The sequence below is a fragment of the Nocardia sp. bgisy134 genome, from assembly GCF_057708325.1.
This window is the reverse complement of sequence record NZ_JBYIRW010000002.1, coordinates 589,361-615,871: the sequence shown is the minus strand read 5'-3', so window position 1 is coordinate 615,871 and position 26,511 is coordinate 589,361. Positions and strand designations below refer to the sequence as shown.

Annotated in this window: 26 protein-coding genes; 15 read left to right on the top strand and 11 right to left on the bottom strand. The window is 69.4% G+C overall.

What is annotated here, in order from left to right:
• Positions 1-238: 238 nt before the first annotated feature.
• Positions 239-1,603 carry an NsdA family TPR-like regulatory protein gene (locus AC3ERS_RS06345; protein WP_431964413.1) on the top strand — a complete coding sequence of 455 codons (1,365 nt, stop codon included), beginning with the start codon at positions 239-241 and terminating at the stop codon, positions 1,601-1,603.
• Here AC3ERS_RS06345 and AC3ERS_RS06340 read toward each other — a convergent pair.
• Complete coding sequence (locus tag AC3ERS_RS06340) at positions 1,587-2,051, bottom strand: NUDIX hydrolase (protein ID WP_431964411.1); 465 nt, start codon at positions 2,049-2,051, stop codon at positions 1,587-1,589. The two genes, AC3ERS_RS06345 and AC3ERS_RS06340, sit on opposite strands and share 17 nt — an antisense overlap.
• 312 nt (positions 2,052-2,363) lie before the next feature.
• Positions 2,364-2,879, bottom strand: a complete 516-nt coding sequence (locus AC3ERS_RS06335; protein WP_431964409.1) for a hypothetical protein — start codon at positions 2,877-2,879, stop codon at positions 2,364-2,366.
• A gap of 436 nt (positions 2,880-3,315) precedes the next feature.
• Between AC3ERS_RS06335 and AC3ERS_RS06330 the strand changes: the two genes are divergently transcribed.
• The 5 genes from AC3ERS_RS06330 (at position 3,316) to AC3ERS_RS06310 (ending at position 6,978) form a co-directional block, all read left to right on the top strand.
• Complete coding sequence (locus tag AC3ERS_RS06330) at positions 3,316-3,492, top strand: hypothetical protein (RefSeq protein ID WP_431964407.1); 177 nt, start codon at positions 3,316-3,318, stop codon at positions 3,490-3,492.
• A gap of 43 nt (positions 3,493-3,535) precedes the next feature.
• The gene (locus AC3ERS_RS06325) at positions 3,536-4,099 is read left to right on the top strand and encodes a TetR/AcrR family transcriptional regulator (protein ID WP_431964406.1); all 564 of its coding nucleotides are present in this window, start codon (positions 3,536-3,538) and stop codon (positions 4,097-4,099) included.
• Positions 4,099-4,932 (top strand): MBL fold metallo-hydrolase, encoded by an 834-nt coding sequence (locus AC3ERS_RS06320; protein ID WP_431964404.1) that lies wholly within the window; start codon positions 4,099-4,101, stop codon positions 4,930-4,932. The genes AC3ERS_RS06325 and AC3ERS_RS06320 overlap by 1 nt, the downstream gene beginning before the upstream one ends.
• Positions 4,933-4,999: 67 nt before the next feature.
• Positions 5,000-6,361, top strand: a complete 1,362-nt coding sequence (gene hpnE / locus AC3ERS_RS06315; protein WP_431964402.1) for a hydroxysqualene dehydroxylase HpnE — start codon at positions 5,000-5,002, stop codon at positions 6,359-6,361.
• A gap of 35 nt (positions 6,362-6,396) precedes the next feature.
• Positions 6,397-6,978, top strand: coding sequence for a TetR/AcrR family transcriptional regulator (locus AC3ERS_RS06310; RefSeq protein ID WP_431964546.1), 582 nt, complete (start codon positions 6,397-6,399; stop codon positions 6,976-6,978).
• A gap of 9 nt (positions 6,979-6,987) precedes the next feature.
• On the opposite strand, the gene AC3ERS_RS06305 is transcribed toward AC3ERS_RS06310, so the two are convergent.
• The gene (locus tag AC3ERS_RS06305) at positions 6,988-8,721 is read right to left on the bottom strand and encodes a glycerol-3-phosphate dehydrogenase/oxidase (RefSeq protein ID WP_431964400.1); all 1,734 of its coding nucleotides are present in this window, start codon (positions 8,719-8,721) and stop codon (positions 6,988-6,990) included.
• 224 nt (positions 8,722-8,945) lie between these two features.
• Between AC3ERS_RS06305 and glpK the strand changes: the two genes are divergently transcribed.
• Complete coding sequence (glpK, locus tag AC3ERS_RS06300; protein WP_431964398.1) at positions 8,946-10,445, top strand: glycerol kinase GlpK; 1,500 nt, start codon at positions 8,946-8,948, stop codon at positions 10,443-10,445.
• 4 nt (positions 10,446-10,449) lie between these two features.
• Here glpK and AC3ERS_RS06295 read toward each other — a convergent pair whose 3' ends face one another.
• The 4 genes from AC3ERS_RS06295 to AC3ERS_RS06280 all read right to left on the bottom strand — a co-directional run bounded on the left by AC3ERS_RS06295 (position 10,450) and on the right by AC3ERS_RS06280 (position 15,657).
• On the bottom strand, positions 10,450-11,628 hold the full coding sequence (locus tag AC3ERS_RS06295; RefSeq protein ID WP_431964396.1) for an aminotransferase-like domain-containing protein: 1,179 nt from the start codon (positions 11,626-11,628) through the stop codon (positions 10,450-10,452).
• 93 nt (positions 11,629-11,721) lie between these two features.
• Complete coding sequence (locus tag AC3ERS_RS06290; RefSeq protein ID WP_431964394.1) at positions 11,722-12,828, bottom strand: DUF8176 domain-containing protein; 1,107 nt, start codon at positions 12,826-12,828, stop codon at positions 11,722-11,724.
• 72 nt (positions 12,829-12,900) lie between these two features.
• On the bottom strand, positions 12,901-13,935 hold the full coding sequence (locus AC3ERS_RS06285; protein ID WP_431964392.1) for a hypothetical protein: 1,035 nt from the start codon (positions 13,933-13,935) through the stop codon (positions 12,901-12,903).
• 312 nt (positions 13,936-14,247) lie between these two features.
• Entirely contained in the window at positions 14,248-15,657 is a 1,410-nt protein-coding gene (locus AC3ERS_RS06280; RefSeq protein WP_431964390.1) for an NAD(P)H-quinone dehydrogenase, read from the bottom strand.
• Between the two features lie 162 nt (positions 15,658-15,819).
• Here AC3ERS_RS06280 and AC3ERS_RS06275 point away from each other — a divergent pair, with 162 nt between their 5' ends.
• On the top strand, positions 15,820-16,299 hold the full coding sequence (locus AC3ERS_RS06275) for a gamma-glutamylcyclotransferase family protein (RefSeq protein WP_431964388.1): 480 nt from the start codon (positions 15,820-15,822) through the stop codon (positions 16,297-16,299).
• Positions 16,300-16,378: 79 nt separating this feature from the next.
• Here AC3ERS_RS06275 and AC3ERS_RS06270 read toward each other — a convergent pair whose 3' ends face one another.
• From AC3ERS_RS06270 to AC3ERS_RS06260, 3 genes are all read right to left on the bottom strand, one after another.
• On the bottom strand, positions 16,379-17,545 hold the full coding sequence (locus tag AC3ERS_RS06270; RefSeq protein WP_431964544.1) for a M20 family metallopeptidase: 1,167 nt from the start codon (positions 17,543-17,545) through the stop codon (positions 16,379-16,381).
• A gap of 170 nt (positions 17,546-17,715) precedes the next feature.
• Entirely contained in the window at positions 17,716-18,918 is a 1,203-nt protein-coding gene (locus tag AC3ERS_RS06265; RefSeq protein WP_431964386.1) for a M20 family metallopeptidase, read from the bottom strand.
• 79 nt (positions 18,919-18,997) lie between these two features.
• Positions 18,998-19,702, bottom strand: coding sequence for an enoyl-CoA hydratase-related protein (locus AC3ERS_RS06260; protein WP_431964384.1), 705 nt, complete (start codon positions 19,700-19,702; stop codon positions 18,998-19,000).
• A gap of 91 nt (positions 19,703-19,793) precedes the next feature.
• Between AC3ERS_RS06260 and AC3ERS_RS06255 the strand changes: the two genes are divergently transcribed.
• Together AC3ERS_RS06255 and AC3ERS_RS06250 are read left to right on the top strand one after the other, a co-directional pair.
• The gene (locus AC3ERS_RS06255; protein ID WP_431964382.1) at positions 19,794-20,573 is read left to right on the top strand and encodes a purine-nucleoside phosphorylase; all 780 of its coding nucleotides are present in this window, start codon (positions 19,794-19,796) and stop codon (positions 20,571-20,573) included.
• On the top strand, positions 20,574-22,067 hold the full coding sequence (locus AC3ERS_RS06250; RefSeq protein WP_431964380.1) for a phospho-sugar mutase: 1,494 nt from the start codon (positions 20,574-20,576) through the stop codon (positions 22,065-22,067).
• Positions 22,068-22,107: 40 nt separating this feature from the next.
• On the opposite strand, the gene upp is transcribed toward AC3ERS_RS06250, so the two are convergent.
• On the bottom strand, positions 22,108-22,731 hold the full coding sequence (upp, locus tag AC3ERS_RS06245) for a uracil phosphoribosyltransferase (protein WP_431964378.1): 624 nt from the start codon (positions 22,729-22,731) through the stop codon (positions 22,108-22,110).
• Between the two features lie 157 nt (positions 22,732-22,888).
• On the opposite strand from upp, the gene AC3ERS_RS06240 reads away from it, so the two are divergent.
• The 5 genes from AC3ERS_RS06240 to AC3ERS_RS06220 all read left to right on the top strand — a co-directional run bounded on the left by AC3ERS_RS06240 (position 22,889) and on the right by AC3ERS_RS06220 (position 26,475).
• Entirely contained in the window at positions 22,889-23,197 is a 309-nt protein-coding gene (locus tag AC3ERS_RS06240; RefSeq protein WP_431964376.1) for a hypothetical protein, read from the top strand.
• A gap of 4 nt (positions 23,198-23,201) precedes the next feature.
• Entirely contained in the window at positions 23,202-24,329 is a 1,128-nt protein-coding gene (locus tag AC3ERS_RS06235; RefSeq protein WP_431964374.1) for a C40 family peptidase, read from the top strand.
• Positions 24,326-24,667, top strand: coding sequence for a hypothetical protein (locus AC3ERS_RS06230; protein WP_431964372.1), 342 nt, complete (start codon positions 24,326-24,328; stop codon positions 24,665-24,667). Before AC3ERS_RS06235 ends, AC3ERS_RS06230 begins: the two co-directional genes overlap by 4 nt.
• A gap of 189 nt (positions 24,668-24,856) precedes the next feature.
• Complete coding sequence (locus AC3ERS_RS06225; RefSeq protein WP_431964370.1) at positions 24,857-25,204, top strand: YbaB/EbfC family nucleoid-associated protein; 348 nt, start codon at positions 24,857-24,859, stop codon at positions 25,202-25,204.
• A gap of 26 nt (positions 25,205-25,230) precedes the next feature.
• Complete coding sequence (locus tag AC3ERS_RS06220) at positions 25,231-26,475, top strand: primosomal protein (RefSeq protein ID WP_431964368.1); 1,245 nt, start codon at positions 25,231-25,233, stop codon at positions 26,473-26,475.
• The last annotated feature ends 36 nt before the right edge of the window (positions 26,476-26,511 follow it).

Here is a 26,511-nt window from a genome sequence, read left to right as displayed (position 1 = left end):
CGGCACCGGTCCGACCGCGCCGAGCCATGAGCCCTACACGACGTCCCGTGCGGCCGGTTCACGTATCCGAGACGAGATAGAGGAAACGCCTGCGGTCCGGCACCGGTGTGCAGATCCAGGCAACCGCGTGGTCGTCGTTCTAGGTAAGGCGCGCATGTCAGGCAAGTGTGTGCACAGGGGGTGTGTACGAGAGGGCAATTCTGGCCAGCCAGCAGATCTGCGTGCCAGACTCCGAGGTATGGGACGCCAGCCCAAGCAACCCAACCGGCAGTTGGCTGAGCTCATCGAGGAAACTCGGCTCAGCCGAAAAGGACTCGCGCGCAGGGTGGTGGAGCGCGGCCGTGCCGTGGGCATCGAACTCGGATACGACCACACCGCAGTAGGCCGATGGGTCGCCGGTGAACAACCCAATCCCCCAGGGCCACAGCTCATCGCCGAGGTGCTGACTGAAGTCGCCGGACGCCGCGTCACCCCAGCCGACTGCGGAATGGTGAGCAGTCCGGTACCAGCCGACCTGGGATTGGAGTTCTCGTTGAGCCTCGCAGAGGCAACCGCCGCTGCGACCGCACTATGGAGGAGTGATGTGGAGCGCCGCCGCTTCCTCGTCGGAGCGTCCTACGCCGTGGCTGTCTACCCGGCCGCGTCGATGCGCTGGCTGACAATGCCCGGCCCAGAACACCCTATGTCCGGCAAGGGCTTTCGACGCATCGGGCAGGCCGATGTCGACGCGGTGCGCACGATGTCCGCAGCGTTCCGCGACTTGGACAACCGGGTGGGCGGCGGCAAAGTCCGTTCGACCATTGTCCACTACCTTCACACCTCAGTGGCTCCCCTGCTGCACGGCAGCTATCCGGAGCCGATCGGCCGCCAGCTGTTCGCTACCGCGTCCGAGCTCACCAAACTCGCGGGCTGGGCCGCCTACGACCTCGAGGAGCACGGTCTGGCGCAGCGGTATCTGATCCAGGCCCTGCGAATGTCCCGAGCCGCCGGAGACGCCGCTCTCGGCGCCGAAATTCTCGCGGCGATGAGCCACCAGGCCACCTATGTCGGTCGCCCCGGGGACGCTGTCGACCTAGCGCGCGCGGCCCAGATCGCCGCGCGCACAGCAGGATTGGGAGCACTCGAATCCGAGTGCCACATGGTGGAGGCTCATGGGCACGCCGCACGATCGGACAGCTCGCTCTGCGCGAGCTCGCTCAATGCCGCCGAGCGGGCGTTCGGTCGCGTCGACAGTGCTCGGCCGCCGTGGCTCGACTACTTCGACGAAGCCTATCTGTCGGCAAAGACTGCACACTGCTTCCGCGACCTGGGTGACCATGCCAGGACGGCGCATTTCGCCGAGCAGTCGCTGGACATGTCCGAGGGTTACACCCGGGGTCGCTCGTTCAATCTATGTCTGCTGGCCTCCGCCCGCGCCGACGAAGACCCGCATGAAGCTGTGCGCATCGGCTCCGAAGCCTTGGCGATCGCGGCCGGGCTGGAATCCCAGCGCATCCTCGCTTATCTGCGAGAGCTGCGACATCGGCTCATGCCGTACGAGGAGTTGCCCGACGTTGCCCACTTCCGCGAGCAGGTACTTGCCGCCGCTACAGGAGCAGACTGAGGGCCCGGTACACCGCAACGACAGTAGCCGCTCCGACGATCTCGCCGCGTTCGATCATCCGCGCCGCCTCCTCCAGCGGAATCCAGCGGATATCCTCGGCCTCGTTGATATCTGGATGCGTGTCGGTCAAGTCGGCACCGCGGGCAAGATAGATCTCCTGCGGGTGGTCCAGCGTGCCGATGGCGGGTTGGTAGGTGACGAGGCGTTCCATGGTCCGCGGGCGCCAGCCCGTCTCTTCTTCGACCTCGCGGGCCGCGGCGAAGGCGACGTCCTCGGCATGGTCGACATAGCCGCCCGGCAACTCCCATACCCATCGGTCGATGATGAACCGGTGCCGGTATACCAGCAGGACCTCGCGATTCTCGTTGAGGACCAGCGTCATCGCGCACCGCGGCATCCGCGCAACGTATTGGGTGAACTTCACGCCGTCGGGCAGCTCGACGTCCACGGTCGAGAGGCGAATGTGCCGGTTCTCGTCCACCACGGTTTCGCCGTGGATTGTCCACTGGGTACGACTCACACTTCGACCGTAACGAATCTCGTTCGTGGACGGAGCTCGGGCGGCTCGACGCACAGAATGCGATTGGTCGACGTGACCCAGCTCGGCGACGTTGCCGTGCTGCGCTACCACCCCAAGGAGAACCAGGGACAGCACCGGATCATCACCACTGGATGAATCGAGCCGTCGAGCTCGCGCGCTTGTGCCCGGTGGTCGAGGGCGCGTTCTCGGTCGGCGCGGTGATCGTAGCCGGCGACAAGGTCACCGTGAGAAAGAATGCCAAACCCGTTGGTTCACATCGTAAGTCACGGTGCGATCAACACGTTCTGGAAGCTGGTGACCGAGTCGCCACCGTCCGGCCACTGCGGACAGGTCGACGGTTACCGAATCGTCCGACACGGTACCGAGGCGTCCGACCCAGCACGGGCTTTGCTCGATGAGGGTTTCCGCTATCGCGTCATCGGGATCCGGTACGTCGACCGGCGATTCGTCGACCAACGCGGAGCCGACCAGCAGGGCCATCAGGCGGCCGAGAATCGCTGGGGGCACTACCGAGTTCGTCGACTCGACAGTGACGTAGCAGTCGTCGTGTCCAGAGAACCAGACCCGCGAACCAACCATCTCGAGTAAGGCCGGTTCGTCGAGGTTCATTGTGCCCATAGTCAGGGCGATCTCATCTACTTGTTCGGGCGTCGGCGCACCTGGCACGTCAACCCACGCCAGCTCGTACGGCGACCAGTCGGTGAGAAACCGACGCAGATCGTCCCTACGAATCACCAACACCTCCTCGCTCAGACCGACGACACCAGATGCCAGCCCGTCGAGGCGGTGAGTCTCGTGACCGATGCCCTGCGCTGCCGCGATCGCCGACGACGGCCACTGGCGATACTCCCGACACTGTTCACAGCGAACGCGCCATACGGCCCGATCTCGACCACCATCGCCTCCTCGGTGCACAGTCTTCCCGCCGACCGGCTCTCTGTCATCGAACCCGGCAGCGCACCGCATCCCGAACCGAAATTCACGCGACAGACGCACCCGCGTCGTAACCCGTTCCGGTTCGCATGACAGTCATCTGAGGGAGGGCGCGGCGCCGGGTCGGCAGGGACGCGCGTCCACCGAGTGTTAGTTGCCACTCAGTTGCTAACAGTTCGGCCCTCGCCGACGACAGCCCTTGCGGCCGACCGCCACTCATTCGACAGGAGCAGGACAGATGACGACCCGATCGGCGCGGTGCACGCGCTCGCTCCGAGCGATTGCCGCGCAGTACGTCGCAGCGCTGGTCGCGCTGCTGGCGACGGTCGTCTTCAGCTATCTGCTGCTGCATGCACCGCAGCCCGCGCGCACCGCGGAAGTTCCGCACTCGAGCGTCACCCAGCACTCACGCTGAACATAACTAGACCGGTCGTCATAGTTCGAGGTACCGTGACCTCGTGTCCCCACGAACCGACTCGCGGCAGCGCTTCCTCGACGCCGCCGCCGACCTCTTCCATACCAAGGGCTATCACGCCACCGGCCTCAATCAGCTGGTCAGCGCGGGCGGCGCCCCGAAGGGGTCGCTGTACTTCCACTTCCCCGGCGGGAAGGAGCAGCTCACGGCGGAGGCGCTGACCCAATCCAGCGCGCAAGTGCGCGACATCCTGCGCGCACTGCTCGCCGAGGGCGATACCGACGCGGTGTTCGCCGCCTTGGAGCAGAACCTGATCGACTCCGATTACCAGCGCGGCTGCCCGCTGGCGACGGTCGCGCTGGACGCCGCCGCCGAGAGTGAACCGATCCGGCAGGCCTGCGTCGCCGGATTCGACTCGTGGCGAGCGGCGATCGACGAGTTCCTGCGAGACAAGGGCGTCGACGAGGACCGCGCAGCGCCGCTTTCGGTCGTCGCGCTGAGCATGCTCGAGGGCGCACTGCTGCTCACCAAGACCCAGCGCGACCTCGCCCCGTTGCGCACCGTCGCCGACCACCTCCGCACCACCATCGAACAGGAGCTCTCCTGATGCGCATCCATCACCTCGACTGCGGCACCATGCGCCCCTTCGGCGGGAAGCTGCTCGACGGCGCGCCCGGCCTGCTGCGCCGGGCCGAAATGGTCTGCCACTGCTTGCTTCTCGAACTCGATGATCGGCTCGTCCTCATCGAGACCGGGATGGGCGAGCAGAGCGTGCTCCGCCCGCGCGAATGGCTCGGCCGCCGCTTCATCAACCTCACCCGTCCGGTCTTCGACCTCGAGCGGACCGCGGTGCGACAGGTGGAGGCGCTCGGCTTCCGCCGTGAGGACGTGCGCGACATCGTGCTCACCCACCTCGACCTGGATCACGCGGGCGGCCTCGCCGACTTCCCGCACGCCACCGTGCACGTCTATGACGAAGAGCTGCGCGCCTTCCGCGGCGCACACACCGCGCAGGAGCGATTCCGTTACCGCGCGGCACAATTCGAGCACGGACCGAAGTGGCAGTCCTACGCCGATCACGGCGAGCAGTGGTTCGGCTTCGAGGCCGTCCGCGAACTGGCCGGACTGCCGCCGAGCCTGCTGCTGGTGCCACTGGCCGGGCACACCCGAGGTCACGCGGGCGTCGCCGTCGACACCGGTGACGGCTGGCTGCTGGCCGCGGGCGACGCGTATTTCCACCCCGGCCAATTGGATCTCGCCCATCCGCACCAACCGCTCGGCGTCACGCTGTTCGAGCGCAGCGTCGAGACCCTCGGCGGGCCGCGGCGCGAGAACCAGCAGCGCCTGCGCGATCTGCTCCGCGACCACGGCGCGCAGGTGCGGATCTTCTCCGCGCACAACGCCGCCGAGCTGCACGCGTTCCAGCGCGTATCCGCCTGAAACCCTTGACCGCTCAACCCTTCCCGCTTAACTTGCAATATGTAAGTTAAGCGGGAAGGGTGCGGCCATGGACGATCCGCGGCGCTATGTGGTCATCGGCGGAGGACTGGCGGGGCTCGCGTCCGCGGTCTGGCTGGCCGAAGCAGGGAAACGGGTCACGCTCCTGGAGCGCCGCGGACGGCTCGGCGGGCGCACCCACGCCATGCGCGTCGATGCCGTCGACGATCCGCCCGACAACGGCCAGCACGTGATCGCCAGCGGCTACGAGCATTTGTTCCGCTATCTCACCAGCGTCGGCACCCGCGAATTCGTCGCCTTCCCGCACCGGGCCACGCTGCGCTGGCCGGACGGACGCGCGGCGAGCATGTCCACCAACGGATTCGGGGCGCTGCGCACCTTCCTGGGCGCGCATCCCGACGCGAGCCCCCTGGATCGGCTGCGCGCGGCCCGCGCCACGCTGCGCCTCGGGTGGCAATGTCTGCGCCAGCCGACGGATCTGGCCGATCTCACCACCGAACAGTGGTTCCAGCGGGTCGGCATGCCCGCGACAGCCCGTGAGGCGCTGTGGGATTGGCTGGCGCTCGGCATCGCCGCAGAACCGGTGCAGCGAGAGTCGGCGAAGGTGTTCGCCGACGTGCTGGCGACCGGCATCCGGCTCGGCGTCCGGCACCGCCGCGCGGTCACCATCGGCTACCCGACGACTGACCTCGACACGCTGTATGTCGCTGGGGCACAACGGGTTTTCCAGCGACACGGGGTGGATGTCAGGCATCGCGCCGTGGCGCGGCGCATCCACATCGCCGATGGCAAGGTGACCGGCGTCGCGCTGGCCGACGGCTCGGTGCTGCCCGCCGACGCGGTGGTCTGCGCGGTGCCCAACTCCTCGATCGCGGGCCTGCTCGACGATCTGCCGGAGCACGCCGAAATCTACGCCGCGGCAGACAAACTCGGCTACACGCCGATCGTGAGCACCAACCTCTACCTGGACCGTCCGCTCGGCACGACGGCCGAGTTCGAGGCGCTGATCGGCGGCACCGGCGTCATCGACGAAGTCTTCGATCGTCAGCTGATGACCGGGCGGAGCACCGACAAGGCCTGGTTGTACTGCCTCACCACAAGCGGCGCCTACGAGCAGATCCACAAGACCAACGACGAGATCGTCGCCGAACAAATCGACCTGCTGCGCCGCTACTACCCTGCGGCGGCCTCGGCCCGCGTCGTGCGGGCCCACGTGGTGCGCATGCCGAAGGCGACCTTCTCACAGGTGCTCGGCACCCACGGGCTGCGACCCGAGCAGCGCACCTCGGTTCCCACCCTCGCGCTGGCGGGCGACTGGACCGCCACCGACTGGTCGGCGACCATGGAGAGCGCGGTGCAGAGTGCGGCCAAGGCGGTGGATCTCCTGCTTGCGCTACCGTCTGTGCCGTGACCACGGAGCGAGCCTCCCGCGCGCCGAAGCGGCGCATGTCCGCGGCCGATCGACGCGCCCAACTCCTGGACGTGGCCCGCGATATCGCCGCGGCCGAGGGATTCGGCGCCGTGAGCATCGAGCGCGTCGCCCGCACCGCCGACGTCGCCCGTGCGCTGGTCTATCAGCAGTTCACCGATCTGCCCGGGCTCATGTCCGCACTGCTGGACAGGGAGACCGCGATCGCGCTGGCAGGCGTGCGCAGCGTGGACTGGGTCGGCACCGCCGACGACGTCGACCAGGTCGGCCGCGGAGTACTGGCCTACTTGCACGCCGCGCCGACCAGCTGGCGGATCATGCTCAGCCCGCCCGACGGCGGCCCGCCCGAACTGCGCGACCGGCTCGAGACGGGTCGCGCCTACGCGCGAGCCATCGGCGCGCGGCACCTCTCCCGCTACGCCGGGGTCACCGTCGATCCGAACGGCGCGACGGAACGAATCATGCTGGCCGCCATCGAGGAACTGGCCCGCCTGCATCTCACCGACCCGGTCGCCCATCCGGACGAGCTCGTCCTGCGCTACCTGCGCTCGCTGGTGGACTGGGCGGTCGGCGTCGAGTCGGCGCTCGATCGAACCTGAGCGGGCTGTTCAGCCGTCGGTGGGCACCGGCTCCAGGATCTGCGCGCGCGGCTCGGGCGCGGCGGCCCGCAGTGCGTCGGCCGCGGCGTCGTCCGGCTGGGTCTGCGAGTGGATCTCGGCATCGACCCTGGCCTGATAGGTCCTGATCTCGCGGTCGATCTCGGCCTCGTCCCAGCCGAGCACCGGCGCCACCAGCCGGGCCACCTGTTCGGCGCAGTGCGCGCCGCGGTGCGAGTACTCGATGGAGATCCTGGTGCGCCGGGCCAGAATGTCGTCCAGGTGCAGCGCGCCCTCGGCCGCCGCCGCGTACACCGCCTCCACCTGGAGATACGAGGGCGCCTCGGTGATCGGCTGCAACAGCTCCGGCTTGCCCGCGGCCATCGCCATCACCTCGTCGATGAGCGACCCGTAGCGGTCGAGCAGGTGCTTGACGCGGTACGGGTGCACGCCGTACGCCTCGGCCAGCTGCACGGTTTGATTGACCAGCGCGAAATAGCCGTCCGCGCCGAGCAGCGGCACCTTCTCGGTGATCGACGGCGAGACCCGCGCCGGAATGTCCTGTGCCGCTTCGTCCATCGCGTCGTAGGCCATCACCCGGTAGGTGGTGTACTTGCCGCCCGCGATGGCGACCAGACCCGGCGCGATCCGGGCGACGGCGTGCTCCCTGGAGAGCTTGGAGGTGGAATCGCTCTCACCTGCCAGCAGCGGCCGCAGGCCCGCGTAGACGCCGGTGATGTCGTCGCTCGTCAGCGGGGTGACGAGCACCTGATTCACCCGGTCGAGCAGGTAGTCGATGTCGGCTTTGGTGGCGGCCGGGTGCGCCAGGTCCAGATTCCAGTCGGTGTCGGTGGTGCCGATGATCCAGAACGCGCCCCACGGGATGACGAAGAGCACCGAGGTGGCCGTGCGCAGGATGATCGCGGTGTCGCTGACGATCCGGTCGCGCGGCACCACGATGTGCACGCCCTTGGAGGCGCGCACGTGGAACCGGCCGCGGTTGTGCGAGAGCGCCTGGACCTCGTCGGTCCACACGCCGGTCGCGTTGATGACGACGTGCCCCCGCGCCTCGCCGGAACGCCCGTCCTCGGTGTCGCGGAACCGCACGCCGACGATCCGATCCGACTCCCGCAGGAATCCGACGACCTGGGTGGAGGTGCGGATGACCGCGCCGTAGTGCGCGGCCGTGCGCGCCACCATCATGGTGTGGCGGGCGTCGTCGACGACCGTGTCGTAGTAGCCGACGCCGCCGATCAAAGAGTCGTGCCGCAGACCGGGCGCCAGCCGCAGCGCGCCCGCCCGCGTCAGATGATGCTGTCCGGGAACGGATTTCGCGCCGCCCATGGTGTCGTAGAGCATCAGACCCGAGGCGACGTACGGCCGCTCCCACACCCGGCGGGTCAGCGGATAGAGGAAGCGAAGCGGCTTCACCAGGTGCGGCGCCAGCCTGGCCAGCGCCAGCTCTCGCTCCCGCAGCGCCTCGCGCACCAGCCCGAACTCCAGCTGCTCCAGATACCGCAGCCCGCCGTGGAACATCTTCGACGACCGGCTCGAGGTGCCCGAGGCCAGATCCCGCGCCTCCACCAGCGCGACCGAGAGACCGCGGGTCGCCGCGTCGAGCGCGATGCCCGCACCGACCACACCGCCACCGATGACGATCACGTCGAAGTGTTCCTTGCCCAATCGCTGCCAGGCCGTATGGCGCTGCTCCGGGCCGAGGAACTGCGATTCCGGTTTCATGGTCATGCTCGACTCCTCCAGCCGACGCGCCTGCGTCGGACGTTTGGGTCTTCACGGGCACCGATCGAGCTGTTCTCGTACAGGCTATGCGAATCGCCGCGCCGAGCGCCGCCCGCCGCGGCTCCGTGTGTCGTGCGGAACTACTCGTCGGTAACCACCTCAGCCTAATCCCGCGGCGATCATGCCGCGATGTGATACCGAGCCCGCTGGTCGTTTAGTAGCCTGCTGCAATGCGTCGCTATGTGGCCGCCATCGATCAGGGCACGACATCGAGCAGGTGCATCGTCTTCGACCGGCATGGCCGCGTCGTCGGGGTGGCCCAGCGCGAACACGAGCAGCTCTTCCCGCGGCCGGGCTGGGTCGAGCACGATGCCGAAACGATATGGCGCAATACCGAATTCGTGATCGGCGAGGTGCTGGAGCGCAACGGTCTCGACGCAGGCGACATCGCCGCCGTCGGCGTGACCAATCAGCGCGAGACCACCGTGGTCTGGGACCGCGCCACCGGCAAGCCGATTCACCACGCCATCGTCTGGCAGGACACGCGCACCGATCGGCTCGTCACCGAACTCGGCGGCGAGGCGGGCCCGACCCGCTATCAGGACCGCACCGGACTGCCGCTGTCCACCTACTTCGCGGGCCCCAAGCTGCGCTGGATCCTCGACCACGAACCGGGGGCGCAGGAGCGCGCCGAGGCGGGCGAGCTCTGCTTCGGCACCATCGACAGCTGGGTGCTGTGGAACCTGACCGGACGACACATCACCGACGTCACCAACGCCTCCCGCACCATGCTCATGGATCTGCGCACCCTGCAATGGGATTCGGAGATCTGCGCGGAATTCCGGGTACCCGAGGCGATGCTGCCGGAGATCCGCAGTTCCTCGGAGGTGTACGGCGAGATCGGCTCCGGACCGCTGCGCGGCGTGCCGGTCGCGGGCATCCTCGGCGATCAGCAGGCCGCCACCTTCGGCCAGGCCTGCCTCGTCCCCGGCGAGGCCAAGAACACCTACGGGACAGGCAATTTCATGCTGCTCAACACCGGAACCACCCCGGTGTTCAGCAAGCACGGGCTGCTCACCACGGTCTGCTACCGGCTCGGTGACCAGCCCGCGGTCTACGCCTTGGAAGGCTCCATCGCGGTGACCGGGTCACTGGTGCAGTGGTTCCGAGACAATCTCGGCATCATCGACTCCGCCGAGGAGATCGAGCAACTGGCGGGCAGCGTCGAGGACAACGGCGGCGCCTACATCGTGCCCGCGTTCTCCGGGCTGTTCGCCCCGCGCTGGCGGCCCGACGCCCGCGGCGTGATCGCCGGGCTGACCCGCTTCGTCAACAAGGCGCACCTGGCGCGAGCGGTTCTCGAATCCACCGCGTTCCAGACCATGGAGGTGGTCGACGCGATGCGCGCCGACGCCGAATCCCAGCGGCTCGATCTGGAACTGACCATGCTGAAGGTCGACGGCGGCATGACCGGCAACGACCTGCTCATGCAGTTCCAGTCCGACATCCTGGACGTCCCCGTGGTCCGGCCGGTCGTCACCGAGACCACCGCGCTCGGCGCGGCCTACGCCGCGGGCCTTGCCGTCGGCTACTGGTCCGGCACCGACGACATCCGCGCCAACTGGGCCGCCGACACCACCTGGCAGCCGAACATGAGCGCCGAGGACCGCGAGCAGCACATCGCTGCGTGGAACAAGGCCGTCGAACGCACCTACAACTGGGTCGACTGACGCGTTATCCGGCGTGCGCCGTGGCCAGCCGGTCGACCGCCTGCTCGAGCACGGCCGCGTCGGACGTGGTGAAACACATGCGCATCGAGTTGCGGTAGCCGTTCTCGACGGCGAACGCGGCGCCGGGCACGTACGCGACGCCGGCGTCCAGGGCGCGCGGCAGCAGCAGCCCGGTGTCGGTGCCGTCGGTGAAGTCGGCCCAGACGAACATGCCGCCCGCGGCGTCGGTGCAGACGACGCGGTCACCGAAGCGGGTGCGCACGGCGTGCACCAGGGCCTTGGCCCGCTCGCCGTAGGCGCCACGGACGTGGTCGACGTGGGAGGTCAGCCAGTCCCGGTCCGCCAAGAGCTCCGCCGCGATCTGCTGGGTGAGCGCCGAACCACACAGATCCGCACCCTGTTTCAGCAGTTCCACCGCGCGGCACACCGCATCGGGGGCGACCATCCAGCCGACCCGCAGGCTCGGCGACAGGATCTTGGACGCGCTGGAGAGCCGAATCACGTTGGGCGAGTAGGTCGCCACCGGTTCCGGGGCGGGCTGGTCGAACCAGAGTTCGCCGTACGGGTCGTCCTCGATCACCCAGAAGCCTTGCGCCTCGGCGAGTTCGGCGAGTTCGCGGCGGCGAGCGGGGCTCATGGTCACCCCGCCCGGGTTGTGGAAGTTGCTCACCGTGTGCACCACCGCGGGCCGTTCGCCGCGCGCGAGCAACTCGCGCAGCACGTCGACGCGCATACCCTCGCCGTCCAGCGGGACCGCGACGATGCGCGCACCGGCGGCGCGGAAGACCTGGAGCGCTCCCACATACGCCGGGTCCTCGACGACCACCAGCGCGCCTGGATCGAGCAGCACCTCGGCCAGTAGCGACAGCGCCTGCTGCGAACCGTGCGTCACGAACACCTCGGCGAGCGGCACCCGGCGCCCGAGGCGGCCGGACTCGCGCTCGGCGAGCACGTCGCGCAGCGGGGCCCACCCGGGCGATTCGGTGTATTGGAGGCAGCCGGGGCCGCGCAGCGCCGCCTCGGCGGCCGTCGCGATGCGCTCGCGCGGCATCAGCTCCGCGTCCGGTAGTCCGCCCGCGAGGCTGACCACCTCGGCCCGCGCGGTCAGTTTGAGCAGGTCACGAATCGCCGAGCTCTTCAGTCCGCCGAGCTTGCCTGCCAGCGGTAGAACAGTCGGCGACATGGAAACCTCCCAGGGGAACGCCACGGTACGCGATACCCCACTGTCGCACACCGCTACCAGAATGTGAAATTGTTGTCTCAAATAATGAGACTTTTACGGGCGCTCCTTGATGGACGAGACCAAGGTCTTGCCGTCCTTCTCCACCGTGATCACGGTCTGCTTGTAGACGATCGTCGAGCCGTCCGGTCGATGCTCGCGCAGGTCCACCTCGTAGGTGCCCGGCGCGACCTCGAACATCCACAGGCAGTGCGTCGTCCCCTTCGGGATCTGCTCATCGATGGCCTTCTGGATGACCTCGCCGGTCGAGATGTTCGCCGCGTCCGGCGCGACGAACTTGCGCACCCGTTCACCGCTGCGCTCGACGTAGAAGGCGTACTGGAAGCCGAGGATGGCGTCCGGACCGGTGTCGGTGCTGCCCGCGCCGTTGCCACGGGTCATGTTGCCGTCGCGCGCGGGCGGGCAGCCGCCCGCGGCGCTCGTCGCGGGCGGCGGCGTGGCGGTCGTGCCTTCGTCACCGCCCCCGTTGACCGCGACGATGGTCACGACGAGACCGATCAGCACGGCGAGCGCGGCCGCGACACCCAGCACGATCCAGCGGGTGTTGCCGCCGCCGGAGCTGGGGGAGGACGCGACGGGCGAGCTGGGCGCGAGCCGCTTGGCGATCGGATCGTCGGCCCAGGACAGCCCGGAGTCGGACTTGCGCGGCTCCTGCGGCGGCTTGGGCACCTCGCCGGATTCGCTCGCGCTGTTCCACCAGCGTTCGGACGCCCCGCCCGCCGGCGCGACGGTGTGCCGGACGGTCGCATCGGAGGACACGTCCCGTTCGAAGTCGGGCGCGGGGCGAGACTGCGATGCGGGACGAGCCTGCGGCACGGGGGGGTTGTCCGGGAAGACCGTGGTGTCGGGCGCGCGATACTGCGGCGGCGCCGGCGGGACCGACGGCGCCTCGGCGGCGGGTCGCCAACCCACATCCGGATGATCGCCCGCGGGCTCCGGCCACTGCGGACCGACCTCGCCCAGCTGCGGACCGCCGAACTCGCTCACCGGCGGACCGAAACCGCCGCCGCCGACCGGCGGACCGAAATCTCCGACCGGCGGACCGAAATCTCCGACCGGCGGGCCGAAATCGCTCAGCGGCGGACCGAATTGCGACCCGGGCTGGTCGGCTTCGTTGTCCTTCGCGTCACCCTCGGAGCCCACACCCAATCCTTTCCACAGAACACACGGGTGGGGCGGTCGCGAACGACCGCCCCACCCGCTGAACAGCTCGTGTCAGTACTGGAACGAGCCACCCCACTGCGTGGTCACGCCAGCCACGTCGACCGTCTGCGGAGCCAAGTCGCCCGGCGGAACAATCGGCGGAAGTTTAACCTGCGCCGCGGCTTCCAGCGCGGCGGCGCCACCCGGCTGAGCGGCGATCCACTGCTCGACCGACGCCTTGGCCAGGTTCACCTGGGTGGTGTCGAGCACGAAGGAGTTGGTGTTGGGCGCGAGACCCTCGCCACCGGTGTAGCTGGTGACCTTGATCGTGTTGACGTCGATGAACTCGACCGACACACCGGCCTCGCCCTTACCGGTCGGGGTGTTGTAGCCGACGGTGCCGACGTAACCGGCCTCGTTCCGGAAGTGGTGAGTGTTGGCCACGTAACCGGGCAGCACGGCGCCGCCGTCAATGTTGGCGCCGAATTCCTGGTGCGGGCCGCTCATCTCGACGACCGGGGCGGCGGGCGCGGACTGCAGGCGCGGGGCCTCCCAGCGCGGCTGCTGCACCAGCGTCTCCGACTCGGACGGCGTGGCGGAGCGCGGCCGTTCCGGCTGCGCGGCGCGCGCGTCGGCGTCGCCGCCCGGCTGGGCGCCGTTCTCGCCGCCCGGCCGCGTGCCGCCCGGCTGTCCCGGCTTCGGGTCGTTCGACTCGGTGCCGGGAACGACGACGGGCTGCACGGGCTCGACCTGCCCCGGCACCGGCAACGGCGCGACACGCGGGGTGGTGACACCCGGCTGGGTCGGCGCGGCTAGTTTCGGGTCCTTCTTCGGATCCGGCATCACCTGGTCCGGATCGGGGGTGGTGACACCCGGCTGGCTCGGAGTCGGTTTCGTCTCCGGCTTGTTCGGGTCCGCCTGTTCCGGCTTGCCCGGCTGCGGCTGAGTGGTCTCCGGAGTGTTCTCGGCCTGCGGCGTCTCGGTGCCCGGTTGGACCGGAGCCGGTGTGGTCGGTGTGCTCGGATCGTTCGGAACTGCCCCCGCCGGCGCCGCGAACAATGTAGCCACAGCGGCCGCGGTGGCCAGTGGCAACGATGTGCTAGCCATCGCTCGCTGCGCCCGACTCGGCTTACGATGTTTCACTTTTCGCCAATCCCTTTCCCGGGTGCGATCGAATCGACCGCACTCAGTTGTCCCTGGAGAGACGCGCGCGATCGCCGAACGTCCCGAGGGCCGTTCGCTGTTCGGCTTCGGAAAGGACCTTCCCCCCACACCAGAACCACGCGACCGCCCGCCGATCGCATCTCTGCGGGCAGTCAACCACAGTTGTGCCGTGCAGGCAACGCAGTGAAATCCCCGAGCCGACAACGTCACTCGACGCGTCGGCCGTCAGCGCCGCGAGAACCGGCCCGCGGCGCGTCAATCCAGGTCGTCGTGGCGCATGAGCAGGCGAGCGGCCTCGGTGACCGAACCGGTCAGCGACGGGTAGACCGAGAAGGTCTGGGCGAGATCGTTGACCGTCAGGTTGTTCTGCACCGCGAGGGCGATCGGCAGGATCAGCTCGGAGGCGATCGGCGCGACCACGACGCCGCCGATCACCACACCGGTGGCCGGGCGGCAGAAGATCTTGACGAAACCGCGGCGCAGTCCCGACATCTTGGCCCGCGGATTGGTGTTCAGCGGCAGCATCACGGTGCGCGCGGGCACCTCGCCGTTGTCGATCGCGTTCTGGCTGACGCCGACCGTGGCGATTTCCGGCCTGGTGAAAACGGCCGAGGCGACGGTCTTGAGCCGGATCGGGCTGACGCCCTCGCCCAGCGCGTGATACATCGCGATGCGCCCCTGCATGGCGGCCACCGAGGCCAGCGGGAGCAGGCCGGTGCAGTCACCCGCGGCGTAGATGCCGGACACCGAAGTGCGCGAGACACGATCGACCCGCAGGTAGCCGCCGCGATCGAGCTCGACACCCGCCTCCTTCAGGCCGAGGTCCTCGGTGTTCGGTGTGGAACCGACGGTCATCAGCGCGTGCGTGCCCGCGACGGTGCGGCCGTCGGAAAGCTTGACCACGATGCCTTCCGCGGTGCGCTCGACGGCGTCGGCTCTGGCGTGCTTCACCAGCTCGACGCCGCGCTCGGCCAGCGCCTCCTCGAGCACGAGGGCGGCATCGGCATCCTCGTGCGGCAGCACCCGGTCGCGGCTGGACACCAGCTTCACCCGGACGCCCAATTCCGTGTAGGCGGAGACGAATTCGGCGCCGGTCACACCGGAACCGACCACCACCAGCGTCTCCGGCAGCTCGCGCAGGTCGTAGAGCTGACGCCAGTTCAGGATGCGCTCGCCGTCGGGTTCGGCGCCGGGCAGCACGCGCGGGCTCGCTCCGGTGGCGATCAGCACCACCTCGGCCTCGATCGTCCGTTCGCGCTCGCGGCCCGCCTCGAGCTTCACCAGCACTCGGTGCGGCGCCCGCCCTCCCCCGTTTTCGGCCACCCGCGCGCAGCCGGAGAGCACGGTCACGCCCGCGGACTGCAACTTGGACCTGATGTCGGAGGACTGGGCCAGCGCCAGCGCCTTGACGCGCGCGTTCACCTCGGGCAGCTGGACGCCCGCCTGGCTCGGGTCGAGCGTGATTCCGAGGTCCCTGGCCCGGCGCAGATCGGTGCGCACCCCGGTCGAGGCGATGAAGGTCTTGGAGGGGACACAGTCCCACAACACACACGCGCCACCGATACCGTCGCGGTCGATCAGTGTCACGTCCGCGCCGTGCTGGGCCGCGACGAGGGCCGCCTCATAGCCGGCCGGTCCGCCACCGATGATCGCAATGCGGGTCATGGATACCTCCGCTCGAGCTGTGGACCGGGATCTCCGGTACCTGGCTAACGTTAGTGGTCGGGCCCTTGTCGGTCGCGCCACACCTGGCCGTTGCGCCGCGAACACGGCGCCATGTGGGCGGGATAGCGGCGATCCGGCGACATCATTGGCTACCCTTTGCAGGTGCCGATCTACGCCGCCTACGGGTCCAACATGGACTCGACCCAAATGCTCGAGCGCTGTCCGCACTCCCCCATGTCCGGAACCGGGTGGCTGGAGGGCTGGCGACTGACCTTCGCCGGCGACGACATCGGGTGGGAAGGGCCGCTGGCGACGGTCGTCGAGGAACCGGGCTCGCGGGTGTTCGTCGTGCTCTACGACGTCTCGCCGGAGGACGAACAACTCCTCGACCGCTGGGAGGGCTCGGACTTCGGCATCCACAAGAAGATCCGGCTGCGCGTCACGCCGAGTCCGGGCAGCGGGACCGAGCCGCGACTGGCCTGGCTGTACGTACTCGACGCCTACGAGGGCGGCCTGCCCTCGGCGCGCTACCTCGGCGTGATGGCGGACGCGGCCGAAAAGGCAGGCGCGCCGGAGGAATACGTACACGCGCTACGCACCAGGAACAGCCGCAACGTGGGACCGGGCAACTACTCGACCTGAGACGACGAACCCCCGCCGCCGGGCGCTCACCCGGGCGGCGGGGTTCTTTCGTTTCGGGTTACTCGGCGCTGTGTGAAACTCAGCTCGGCTGCTGCTGGAGCACGATGTTCGACAACACCCGCACGCCCACCGCGAGCGCGCGCTCGTCGAGGTCGAAGGTCGGCTGGTGCAGGTCGAGCTGCTCGCCGTGGCCGGACCAGACGCCGAGACGCGCCATCGCGCCCGGCACCTCCTCCAGGTACCAGGAGAAGTCCTCGCCGCCGCCGGACTGGATGGTGTCGGCCAGCGCGTCGGGGCCGAGCGCGCGAATCGCGTCCTCGAAGATCCTGGTCGAGTGCTCGTCGTTGACCACGGGCGGCACGCCGCGGCGATAGTTGAGCTGGTATCGCACCCCGGTCGGCGCGAGCAGCCCGTCGACGATCTCGTGCACCATCGGTTCGAGCAGCGACCACGTCGCGTGGTCGCCGGTGCGGACGGTGCCGGTGAGCATGCCCGTCTGGGGTATGGCGTTCGGCGCCTTGCCCGCCGACACCGCGCCCCACACCATCACGGTGCTGGTCCGCGGGTCGATGCGGCGGCTGAGCAGGCCGGGCAGGCCGGTGATCACGGTGCCGATGGCGTAGACGAGGTCGCTGGTCAGGTGCGGCCGCGAGGTGTGGCCACCCGGCGAGTCCAGCACCAGCTCGATGGTGTCGGCCGCCGAGGTGATCGCGCCGACGCGAATGCCGACGCGGCCGACCTCCAGGCGCGGATCGCAGTGCAGCGCGAAGATCCGGTCCACACCCTCCATCACACCCGCGGCGACCAGGTCGATCGCGCCGCCCGGCATCACTTCCTCGGCGGGCTGGAAGACCAGCCGCACGCCGACCGGCAGGTCGGGCACCTCCACGAGCGCCAGCGCGGTGCCGAGCAGGATCGTGGTGTGCGCGTCGTGGCCGCAGGCGTGCGAGACGCCGGGCACGGTCGAGGCGAAGGGGAGGCCGGTGAACTCCTGCAGCGGAAGCGCGTCCATGTCGGCGCGCAGGCCGATGCGCGGGCTCTCGGGGCCGATGTCACAGATCAGGCCGGTGCCGCCGGGCATCTTCTGCGGCGACAGACCCGCCTTGGTCAGCCAGGCCGCGACGAACTCGGTGGTGCCGAACTCGGTGCGGGACAACTCCGGGTTGGCGTGGATGTGCCTGCGCCATTGCACGAGGTCGACTGCGTGCTCGGCCAGCCACGATTCGACCGCATCCCGGCCGGTCACGACGGTGTTCGTCGCGACGCCTGCCGGCGACTCCTGGTTCAGGCACGCCGCGCCCTTGGGCCCGGTGGCTCGCGCCGAGGTGTTCGACAATGCGGCACTCGCGGGGCCCTCCGTGGTAGCGCGCGCCGCCTCCTGGCCCGTCGCTCGCGCCGCCGGTCGGCCTGTAGTGCTCACCGAATGTCCTCCTGTCGTTGAACGAGTCGTTGCAACAACCTGTCTCTGTGTTCTTCATCGCGGGCGACGGCGATTGCGGTACGCGCGAGCGCGACCGCGCCATCGGTGACGGCGCGATCCGCAGAGGCGTTGACACTGGCCGCGGCGAAGCCCGGCTGATGTGTCACCGCCCCACCGGCATCTATGCCGATGACCGGATGAATGCCCGGGATGACGTTGGTGACATTGCCCATATCGGTGCTGCCGAGCGGTCGCTGCGCCTCGAGCTCCGGTGCGATCGGCACCCGTCCCAGGTCGGCGATCTGCTCGCGATAGGCACACAGTAATGCCGGATCGGGTGTCAGCTCGGTATATGTAGGTGCGAGCGTCCGGATTTCGTGGGTGCAGCCGGTCGCTAGGGCGCCCGCCTCGAAACAAGCCGACGCTCGTCGCATCAGATCGTCGAGGGATGCGGAGTCGACTGCGCGTAGGTAGTACAGCAGTTCCGCACGTCCGGGCACGATGTTGGGGGCTACGCCACCGTCGCTGACTATACCGTGAAGTTGCTGACCAGGGTGGAGATGCTGCCTCAGCAAACCAAGAGCTACCTGCGCGACGGTGACCGCGTCCCCCGCGTTGCGGCCGCGCTCGGGAGCCGCGCTGGCGTGCGCCTCGTGCCCGTGGAAGACCACGCCGATGTCGGCGAGGGCCAGCGAGTGCGCGCCCGCGATGTCGTACGGACCGGGGTGCACCATCATGGCCATCGCGACGTCGTCGAAGACGCCGCGCTCCAGCATGAGCACCTTGCCGCCGCCGCTCTCCTCGGCGGGCGTCCCGAGCACCACCACGGTGATGCCGAGTTCGTCCGCCACCTCGGCGAGACCGAGAGCCGCGCCGACGGCCGACGCGGCGATGATGTTGTGCCCACAGGCGTGCCCGATCTCGGGCAGGGCGTCGTATTCGGCGCAGATGCCGATCGTCAGCGGACCGCTCCCGTAGGCGGCGCGAAACGCCGTCGGGAGGTCCGCGACGCCGGTCCTGATCTCGAAACCGCGCTCGGCGAGCGGCGCGAGGACCTTGGCGACGCTGCGCGTCTCCTCGAAGGCCAGCTCCGGCTCGGCGTGGATGGCGTGCGAGAGATCGACCAGTCGCGCGGCCGCGGCCGCCACGGCGGCATCGGACGCCGCCGCGGCGTCGTCGGTGCTGCTCGGTGGTGGCATGGGACACAGTCTGGCACTGTGTCGCGATTCGAGCGCGCCGGTGCCCGTGCGTCCGGTCACATCGGAGCCGGACCAGGGGTTATCCGGCGGCGAACGCCAGGTTCTCCTTGGTGGTCGGCACGGCGAGTCCGGCCAGCGCTTCGGCGTGCAGCGCCCGCTTGATGACCGGCAGGTTCGGCTTGCGGTTGCCCGCGAGTGCCGCGGCGTATCCGACGGCGGTGTCCAGCAACGCATCGGCTTCGGCGGCCTGGTCCACGATGGCCGCCGCGACGGCCTGGTCGGCCGGGTAGCGGTGGCCGGTGGTCATGGCCTGCACGCAGACCTGGTTGCTCAGGCGATTGGTGAGCAGGGCGTTCATGCCGACGGTGAACGGCATGCCGAGGTGCACCTCGGGCAGGCTCCAGAAGCCGCGATCGGCCCGCATGACGCGGAAGTCGTGCGAGGTGGCCAGCATCGCGCCCGCGCCGAACGCGTGCCCGTTGATCGCGGCGACCGTCGGCATCGGGAAGGTCAGCAGCCGGGTGTAGAGCGAATGCACCTTGTCCAGGTAGCCGTGGATCTCGCCGAGGTTGCCGAACAGCCAGTCGGTGTCGAGACCGTTGCTGAAGAACTTGCCGGTGGCCGTGGTGACCAGCGCCGCGGGCCCCTCGGACGCCTCGACCTCGTCGAACAGCCGGTGCACCTCATCGATCCAGTCCGGATGGAAGCGGTTCTCGCTGTCGGTCTGTCCCTCGTTCCCGAGGTACAGCACGAACACATCACCCTGACGATCCAGATACGGCATGCGTGCAGCGTATCCGCCCTGGACACTTCCCCTACTCGCGGGTAGCACGCCGACGTGGGCGTGGCGCGGCAAAGCTCGATAGGGTGACGGCATGCTTGCCGAACAGGCCGCCGAGGCGATCGCGGAACGTACGGGAGTCGAGCGCCACCGGGTGGCCGTCGTGTTGGGATCGGGGTGGCAGCAGGCGGCCGCCGAGGTCGGCGCGCCGTCGGCGTCGGTGCCGATGCCAGAACTGCCCGGATTCGGCGAACCGACCGCGCAGGGCCACGTCGGCATGGTGCATTCGGTGCACGTCGACGAGACGCCGGTGTTGCTGCTGATGGGCCGCCAGCATCTCTACGAGGGCTATCAGCCCGCCGACGTGGTGCACCCGGTGTCCGCGGCGGTGGCGGCGGGCGCGGAGATCGTGGTGCTGACCAACGCGGCGGGCGGCATCCGGCCCGGCCTTCAGGTCGGCGAGCCGGTCCTGATCAGCGACCACCTCAATCTCACCGGCCGCACCCCGCTGGCCGGGGCGACCTTCGTCGACCTCGTCGACGCGTGGGATCCCGAATTGCGTGCGCTGGCAAGGGAAGTCGACCCGAGCCTGGCCGAGGGCGTGTACGCGGGCCTGACCGGGCCGCAGTACGAGACGCCCGCCGAGATCCGCATGCTGCGCACCCTCGGCGCCGACCTGGTCGGCATGTCGACGGTGCTGGAGGCGATCGCCTGCCGCGCGCTCGGCGCCAGGGTGCTCGGCATCTCGCTGGTGACCAACCTGGCCGCGGGCGTGACCGGCGAACATCTGTCGCACGCCGAGGTGCTCGCCGAGGGCAACGCGGCCGCGCCCCGGCTCGGCAAGCTGCTGCGCGGCGTCCTGGAGCGGCTCTAGATGCTGCGATTCGGGACCGCGGGTCTGCGCGGGCCGCTGCGCGAGGGCCCGGACGGCATGAACGTGGCGACCGTGAGCAGGGCGACGGCGGGCGTGGTCGACTGGCTGCGCGGCCGGTGCCTGGGAGGCGGGCGCGTCGTGGTGGGCCGCGACGCCAGGCACGGGTCCGCCGATTTCGCCGCCGCGGTCGCGGAAATCTTTGCGGCGGCGGGCTTTCCGGTCACGCTGCTGCCCGGCGCGGTACCGACGCCGGTCGTCGCGTACGCGGTGCGTGAGCTGGGCGCGGTGGCAGGCGTGCAGATCACCGCGTCGCACAACCCGCCCGCGGACAACGGCTACAAGCTGTATCTCGACGGCGGCTCGCAGTTGATCGCCCCGGCGGACACCGAGATCGAGCGCTGCATCGAGGCGGTCGGCGAGCCGATCCCGCGCGTCCCGGTCACGGAGTCCGACGACGAACTCGTGCATCGCTATCTCGCGCGGGTGGCCCGGCTGCCCGAACTCGTCGGCGGTCCTGGCGCGCGCGCCGACGTCCGGATCGCGTTGACTCCGCTGCACGGGGTCGGCGGCGAGGTCGCCGTGCGGGCGCTGGCCGCGGCGGGCTTCCCCGACGTGCACGTGGTGGCCGAGCAATTCGCGCCCGACCCCGACTTCCCCACCGTCGCCTTCCCGAATCCGGAGGAGCCCGGAGCGGCCGATCGGCTGCTGGCGCTGGCCGAGCGGGTGGGCGCCGACGTGGCCATCGCGCTCGATCCCGACGCGGATCGCTGCGCGGTCGGCGTGCCGGGCCCGGACGGCTGGCGCATGCTGCGCGGCGACGAAACCGGTGTGCTGCTCGGCGATTGCGTGCTGCGCACCGCGCCGCCGGACGCGCTGGTGGCCACCACGATCGTGTCGTCGCGGCTGCTGTCGAAGCTGGCGCAGGCCCGCGGCGCTCGCTACGCCGAGACGCTCACCGGTTTCAAATGGCTGGCCCGCGCCGGTGACGGTCTGGCGTACGCCTACGAGGAAGCCATCGGTCACTGCGTCGACCCGGCGGCCGTTCGGGACAAGGACGGCATCTCCGCGGCCGTCCTCACCGCCGACCTGGTGGCCAGGCTGAAGGCCGAGCGGCGCACTCTGCTCGACGAACTCGACGATCTCGCCGTCGAATTCGGCCTGCACGCGGGCGATCAGGTCGCGCTGCGGCTGGCCGACGCCGACGCCGCCGCGGCGGTGGTGGAGCGGCTGCGCGCCGACCCGCCCGGCGAGATCGCGGGCGAGCCGATGAAATACGCGGATCTGCTCCGGGCGCGCGGCCGGATGCGCACCGACGCGCTGGTCTTCGAGGGCACGGGCTCCCGCGTGGTGATCCGCCCGTCCGGCACGGAACCGAAACTCAAGTGCTACCTGGAGGTCGTCGAACCGGTCACCGATCGCGCCGGGCTACCCGCCGCGAGAAGCGCTGCCGCCCAACGACTCTCCACACTCGCCGAGTTCTGTCGCGCTCTGTAGCCGCGGGCGTGGAGTTGTCCGCCCGCCCGCGCCGAGCGCGTCAGCGCGGACCGAACTGGCGGTCGCCCGCGTCGCCGAGGCCGGGGACGATGTACGCGTCGGCGTTCAGGCCCGTGTCGACGGTCGCGGTCACCAGTCGTTCCAGCAGGCCCGACTTCTCCAGCACCGCAAGGCCTTCCGGCGCGGCGACGACGCAGACCGCGGTGATGTCCGTCGCGCCGCGGGCGGCGAGCAGTTCGAGGGTGTGCCGCATGGAGCCGCCGGTGGCCACCATCGGATCCAGCACGTACACCGGGATTCCGGCGAGATCCGCGGGCAGCGACTCCATGTACGGCATCGGCTGATGCGTGGTCTCGTCGCGGGCGATGCCGACGAAACCGACCTGGGCGTTGGGGATCAGCTCGGCCGCGGCGTCGACCATGCCGAGCCCGGCGCGCAGCACCGGGACGAGCAGCGGCGGCTGGGCCAGCCGCACGCCCTCGGCGAATGCCACAGGAGTTTCGATTTCGTACCTGGTCACGGGCGCCTCGCGCAGCGCCTCGTAGACGAGGATGCCGGTGAGATCGCGCAACGCGTTGCGGAAGACCGCGTTCGGCGTGCGCGCGTCGCGCATCGTCGTCAGCAGGGTGGCGGCGAGTGGGTGGTCCACGGTGTGCGTACGCATGAAGGAACGATAAGGTTCGAGACGAGTTCGGCGTCGAACGTCCTCGGGAAATTTTTTTTCGGACGCGGCGGAACCGAATGGCAAGGCGACGCGTCGAAACAGTTGGATGACGTACTCTGCCTGGGAACGAACAGATGGGGGAAGCACTATGGCAAAGATGTCGGCTGACACCGAAGGCATCGTCGCCTACGGCGCCACCGCCGAGGTGATGGCCGGTGAAATGGCCGGTGCCGCAGCGGGGGCCGCGGGCGCCTCGCCCGCGTTGCTCGGTCCGATCATGGGCCTCATCGGCGGGGATTTCATGGCCGCGTATTCCGCGGCGCACGCCGGACACGTCGCGTCGATCGCGCAGCTGTCGGCGGTCCTTTCCAGCATGGGCGGCGCGGCGGCCGGAGCGGCGACCGTGCTCACCGAGACCGATATGAACAACGCGGCCGCGCTGAGGTCCGCCGACCTGGACGGATGAGCCGGTGATCGACGTCAACCTCTTGGTCAAGCCCCTGCTCGATCTGCTCGGAAGCTTCGGCACCGGCGTGCTGCCCACCGGCGGCCCGGCCGACGCGCTGACCACCACGTCGGCGGCGCTGGATCAGCTGCACCAGTTGGGCCGCAACAGCATCAACCAGATGAACACCGCGTGGGACGGCGTCGCCGCCGACGCGGCGACCGCGAAGGCGCTGCGCGTGCAGACCTCCGCGGCCAATATCTCGGACCGCGGCAACGAGATGGCAACCGTCGTCGAACAGGCCGCCACCGAGGTCGAGACCGGGCAGAAGGATCTCGACACCATCGTGCAGTCCTTCGTGACCACCGCGACGGCGCTCGGGCCGACGATCACGACGCCGCCGGGTTTCATGGCGCTGGTCGGCACCGCCATCGACCATTTGAACCAGGGGCTCGGCGTGGTCGGCCGGGTACGCAACGAGCTGGACACGCAGACCGCGTCGATGACCCAGCTGACTCCGGCACCGTCCAGCCCGTCGCTCGCGTCGCTGCCCAGCGCGCTCACCAGTTCGGCGAGCTCCGGCATCTCGGGCCTGATGGGCGTCGTCGGCCAGGCCGGTTCGCTGGTCAGCAGCATCGCGAGCAGCTCGGCACAGAACGTCTCCAAGACGACCCCCGGCACCGGCAACAACTCGAGCTCGTCCAACTCCCAGAAACCCGGCAGCAGCAACACCACCGCCACGCCGAGCGGCAAGGACGGCGTGAAGATCACCCTGCCCGACGGCAGCGTCGTGGAGGCGCCGAACGAGAAGGCCGCGACCGCGGTCCAGTCGGCGCTGAGCGCGGTCGGTACCCCCTACGTCTGGGGCGGCAACTCCCCGGGCTCCGGCATCGACTGCAGCGGCCTGACCAAATACGCCTACAGCGAGGCGGGCGTCGAACTGCCGCGCCTGGCCCAAGAGCAGCACATCGGGCACCCGCAGGTCTCGCCCGGCGATCTGATGCCCGGTGACCTGGCCGTATGGGACGGCCACGTCGCCATGGTCGTCGGCAACGGGCAACTCGTCGAGGCCGGCGATCCGGTCTCGGTCAGTTCCATCCGAACGGAGAACATGGGTATGGAGTTCTACGGCTTCTACAGGCCGACAGCATGACCGAGCAGCAGGTCCCGAACGTCACCCTCGCGGTCAGCCAGAACCGGTCCGGCACCATCGCGGTGCGCGCGACCGACCAGGGCATGCCGGTCGAGATCAAGTTCGAACGCAGCGAATACCGTTACGGCGCCCAGGCTCTCGCCAACGAGATCCTGCGCCTGACCCAACGCTCGGCCATCGCCGCGCGCGCCAAGCGCCGCGAGGTCCTCGCCGAGGCGGGCATGCCCGCCGACGTCCTCGACCGGCTCGGACTGCCCACCCGGCAGCAGGCGGTCGACGAGCTGGACCGCATCGACGACGCCGACACGGGACCGACGAGCTGGATGAGGCCGGTATGACCGAGCGAAGCGAGCGAAACGAGGAGCTGGCCCCAATGAGCGAACACAGTGAGCGAATCATGTGCCAGCGCGCCGCGCGCATGCCGGAGCCGAGCGTCAGCGAGGTGCAGGCATGAGCGAACGCAGTGAGCGAATCATGTGCCAGCGCGCCGCGCGCATGCCGGAGCCGAGCGTCAGCGAGGTGCAGGCATGAGTGCGGAGATGGACGCGCTCGTCGCGAGTGCGACCCAGAAACTGGAGGCGCTCGAGGCCGCGCTGTACGGCCTCAAGCAGGTGCGAGGCCAGTTCACGACCGAGGACGGCGCGGTCACCGTCGAGATGAACAGCGAGGGCGCCCTGGTCGGCCTGACGCTGTCCGAGGCGGTCACGTCGATGGCGCCCGCCGACGTCTCCCAGCTGATCGTCTGGGCCTGCCGGCAGGCCTCCGAGGACGCGGGAGCGCAGCGCTCCAAGGTCGTTGCGACACTGAACGAGTCGTTCGCCCCGGCGCCCAACGGCGCGGCGGGCACTATTGGAGGCGGGCCGGATAGTGCCTGAGCCGGAAGGTCGATAGGCTTCCGCACATGGCTTCTGGAGACATCGTCCCGATCGAGCTCGGCCTGACCGACGGCGATCTCGTCACCCTGTGGGCACCGCGCTGGCGTGACGGTGACGACGAGTGGATGGCATTCCTCGGGCACGAGGATTCCCTCTACGGTTTCGACACCGTCGCCGAACTGGCCGCGTTCATTCGGACCAACTCCGACAACGATCTGGTCGACCATCCCGCGTGGAAGGTCGTCGCCGGTCTCTCGGCGGTGGAACTGGAGCCGGAGGAGAATTTCAGCTTCGACCTGGTCGCGGTGCCCGAGCTGGCCGCGGGCGACCCCGACGTGGAGAGCATCGCCGAGCTGGAGGACACCCTCGGCATGGTCCGCAATATCGGCGAGGTGTGCGAGCTGGAGACCGTCACCAAGTTCTTCGGCTCGCACCCCGTGCTCGGCGCGCTGCCGGGCGGGGTGAGCGCGTTCGTCGGGCGCGACGGTGAGGAACTCTGGGACCAGATCGGCGCCGCCATCGCCAAGGACTGGGACGCGGTGCTCGACGCCATCGACTCGGTGGTCGCCACCCCGGACGTGGACGCCGCGGCCGTCGCGGTCGCCGAAGCCGAATTGCTCGCGGCCGAGGAGAACGTGGTCGACGCCGACGACGCGGCCGACAGCGACGAGGACGAGGAATTCGAGTCTGTCGACCTGGACGAAGAGGACGAAGACGAGGACGACTCGTTCTGGCACGAGGTCGGCATCGACCCGGTCAAGATCGTGACCGCGGACGGCACCCACTTCACGCTGCGCTGCTACCTCGACGACGAACCGATCTTCCTCGGCAAGAACGGCTCGATCACCGTGTTCGGTTCCGAGCGCGCCCTCGCCCGCTACCTCGCCGACCAGCACGATCACGATCTGGCGAAGGTGAGCACCTACGGTGAGGTGCAGACCGCCGCCGTGGACGGTTCGCTCGAGGTCGAGGTGGACGACGAGAACGTCTACGTGCTGCCCGGCCTGGCCGATGATCTGGCCGAGGGCCCGGAGGCGGTCGACATCGAACAGCTCGATCTGGCCTACGAGCTGTTCACCGATGCCGCCGAGTACGCCGGGGACGACACCGTGGACCAGGCGCTGGCCCAGTCCACTCCTCTGGGCTGGTACGTCTCCTACCTGCTCAACCCGGACCCGACCCGGATGGCGCCGAACCCGCCGTTCGCCGCGGAGGCGCAGAGCTGGCGCGAGCTCGAGCGCGCGTTCGAGGCTCGGCTCACGCCGCAGTAGTCCACCGAGGTTGGGGCCGAATCGTTCGGCCCCAAC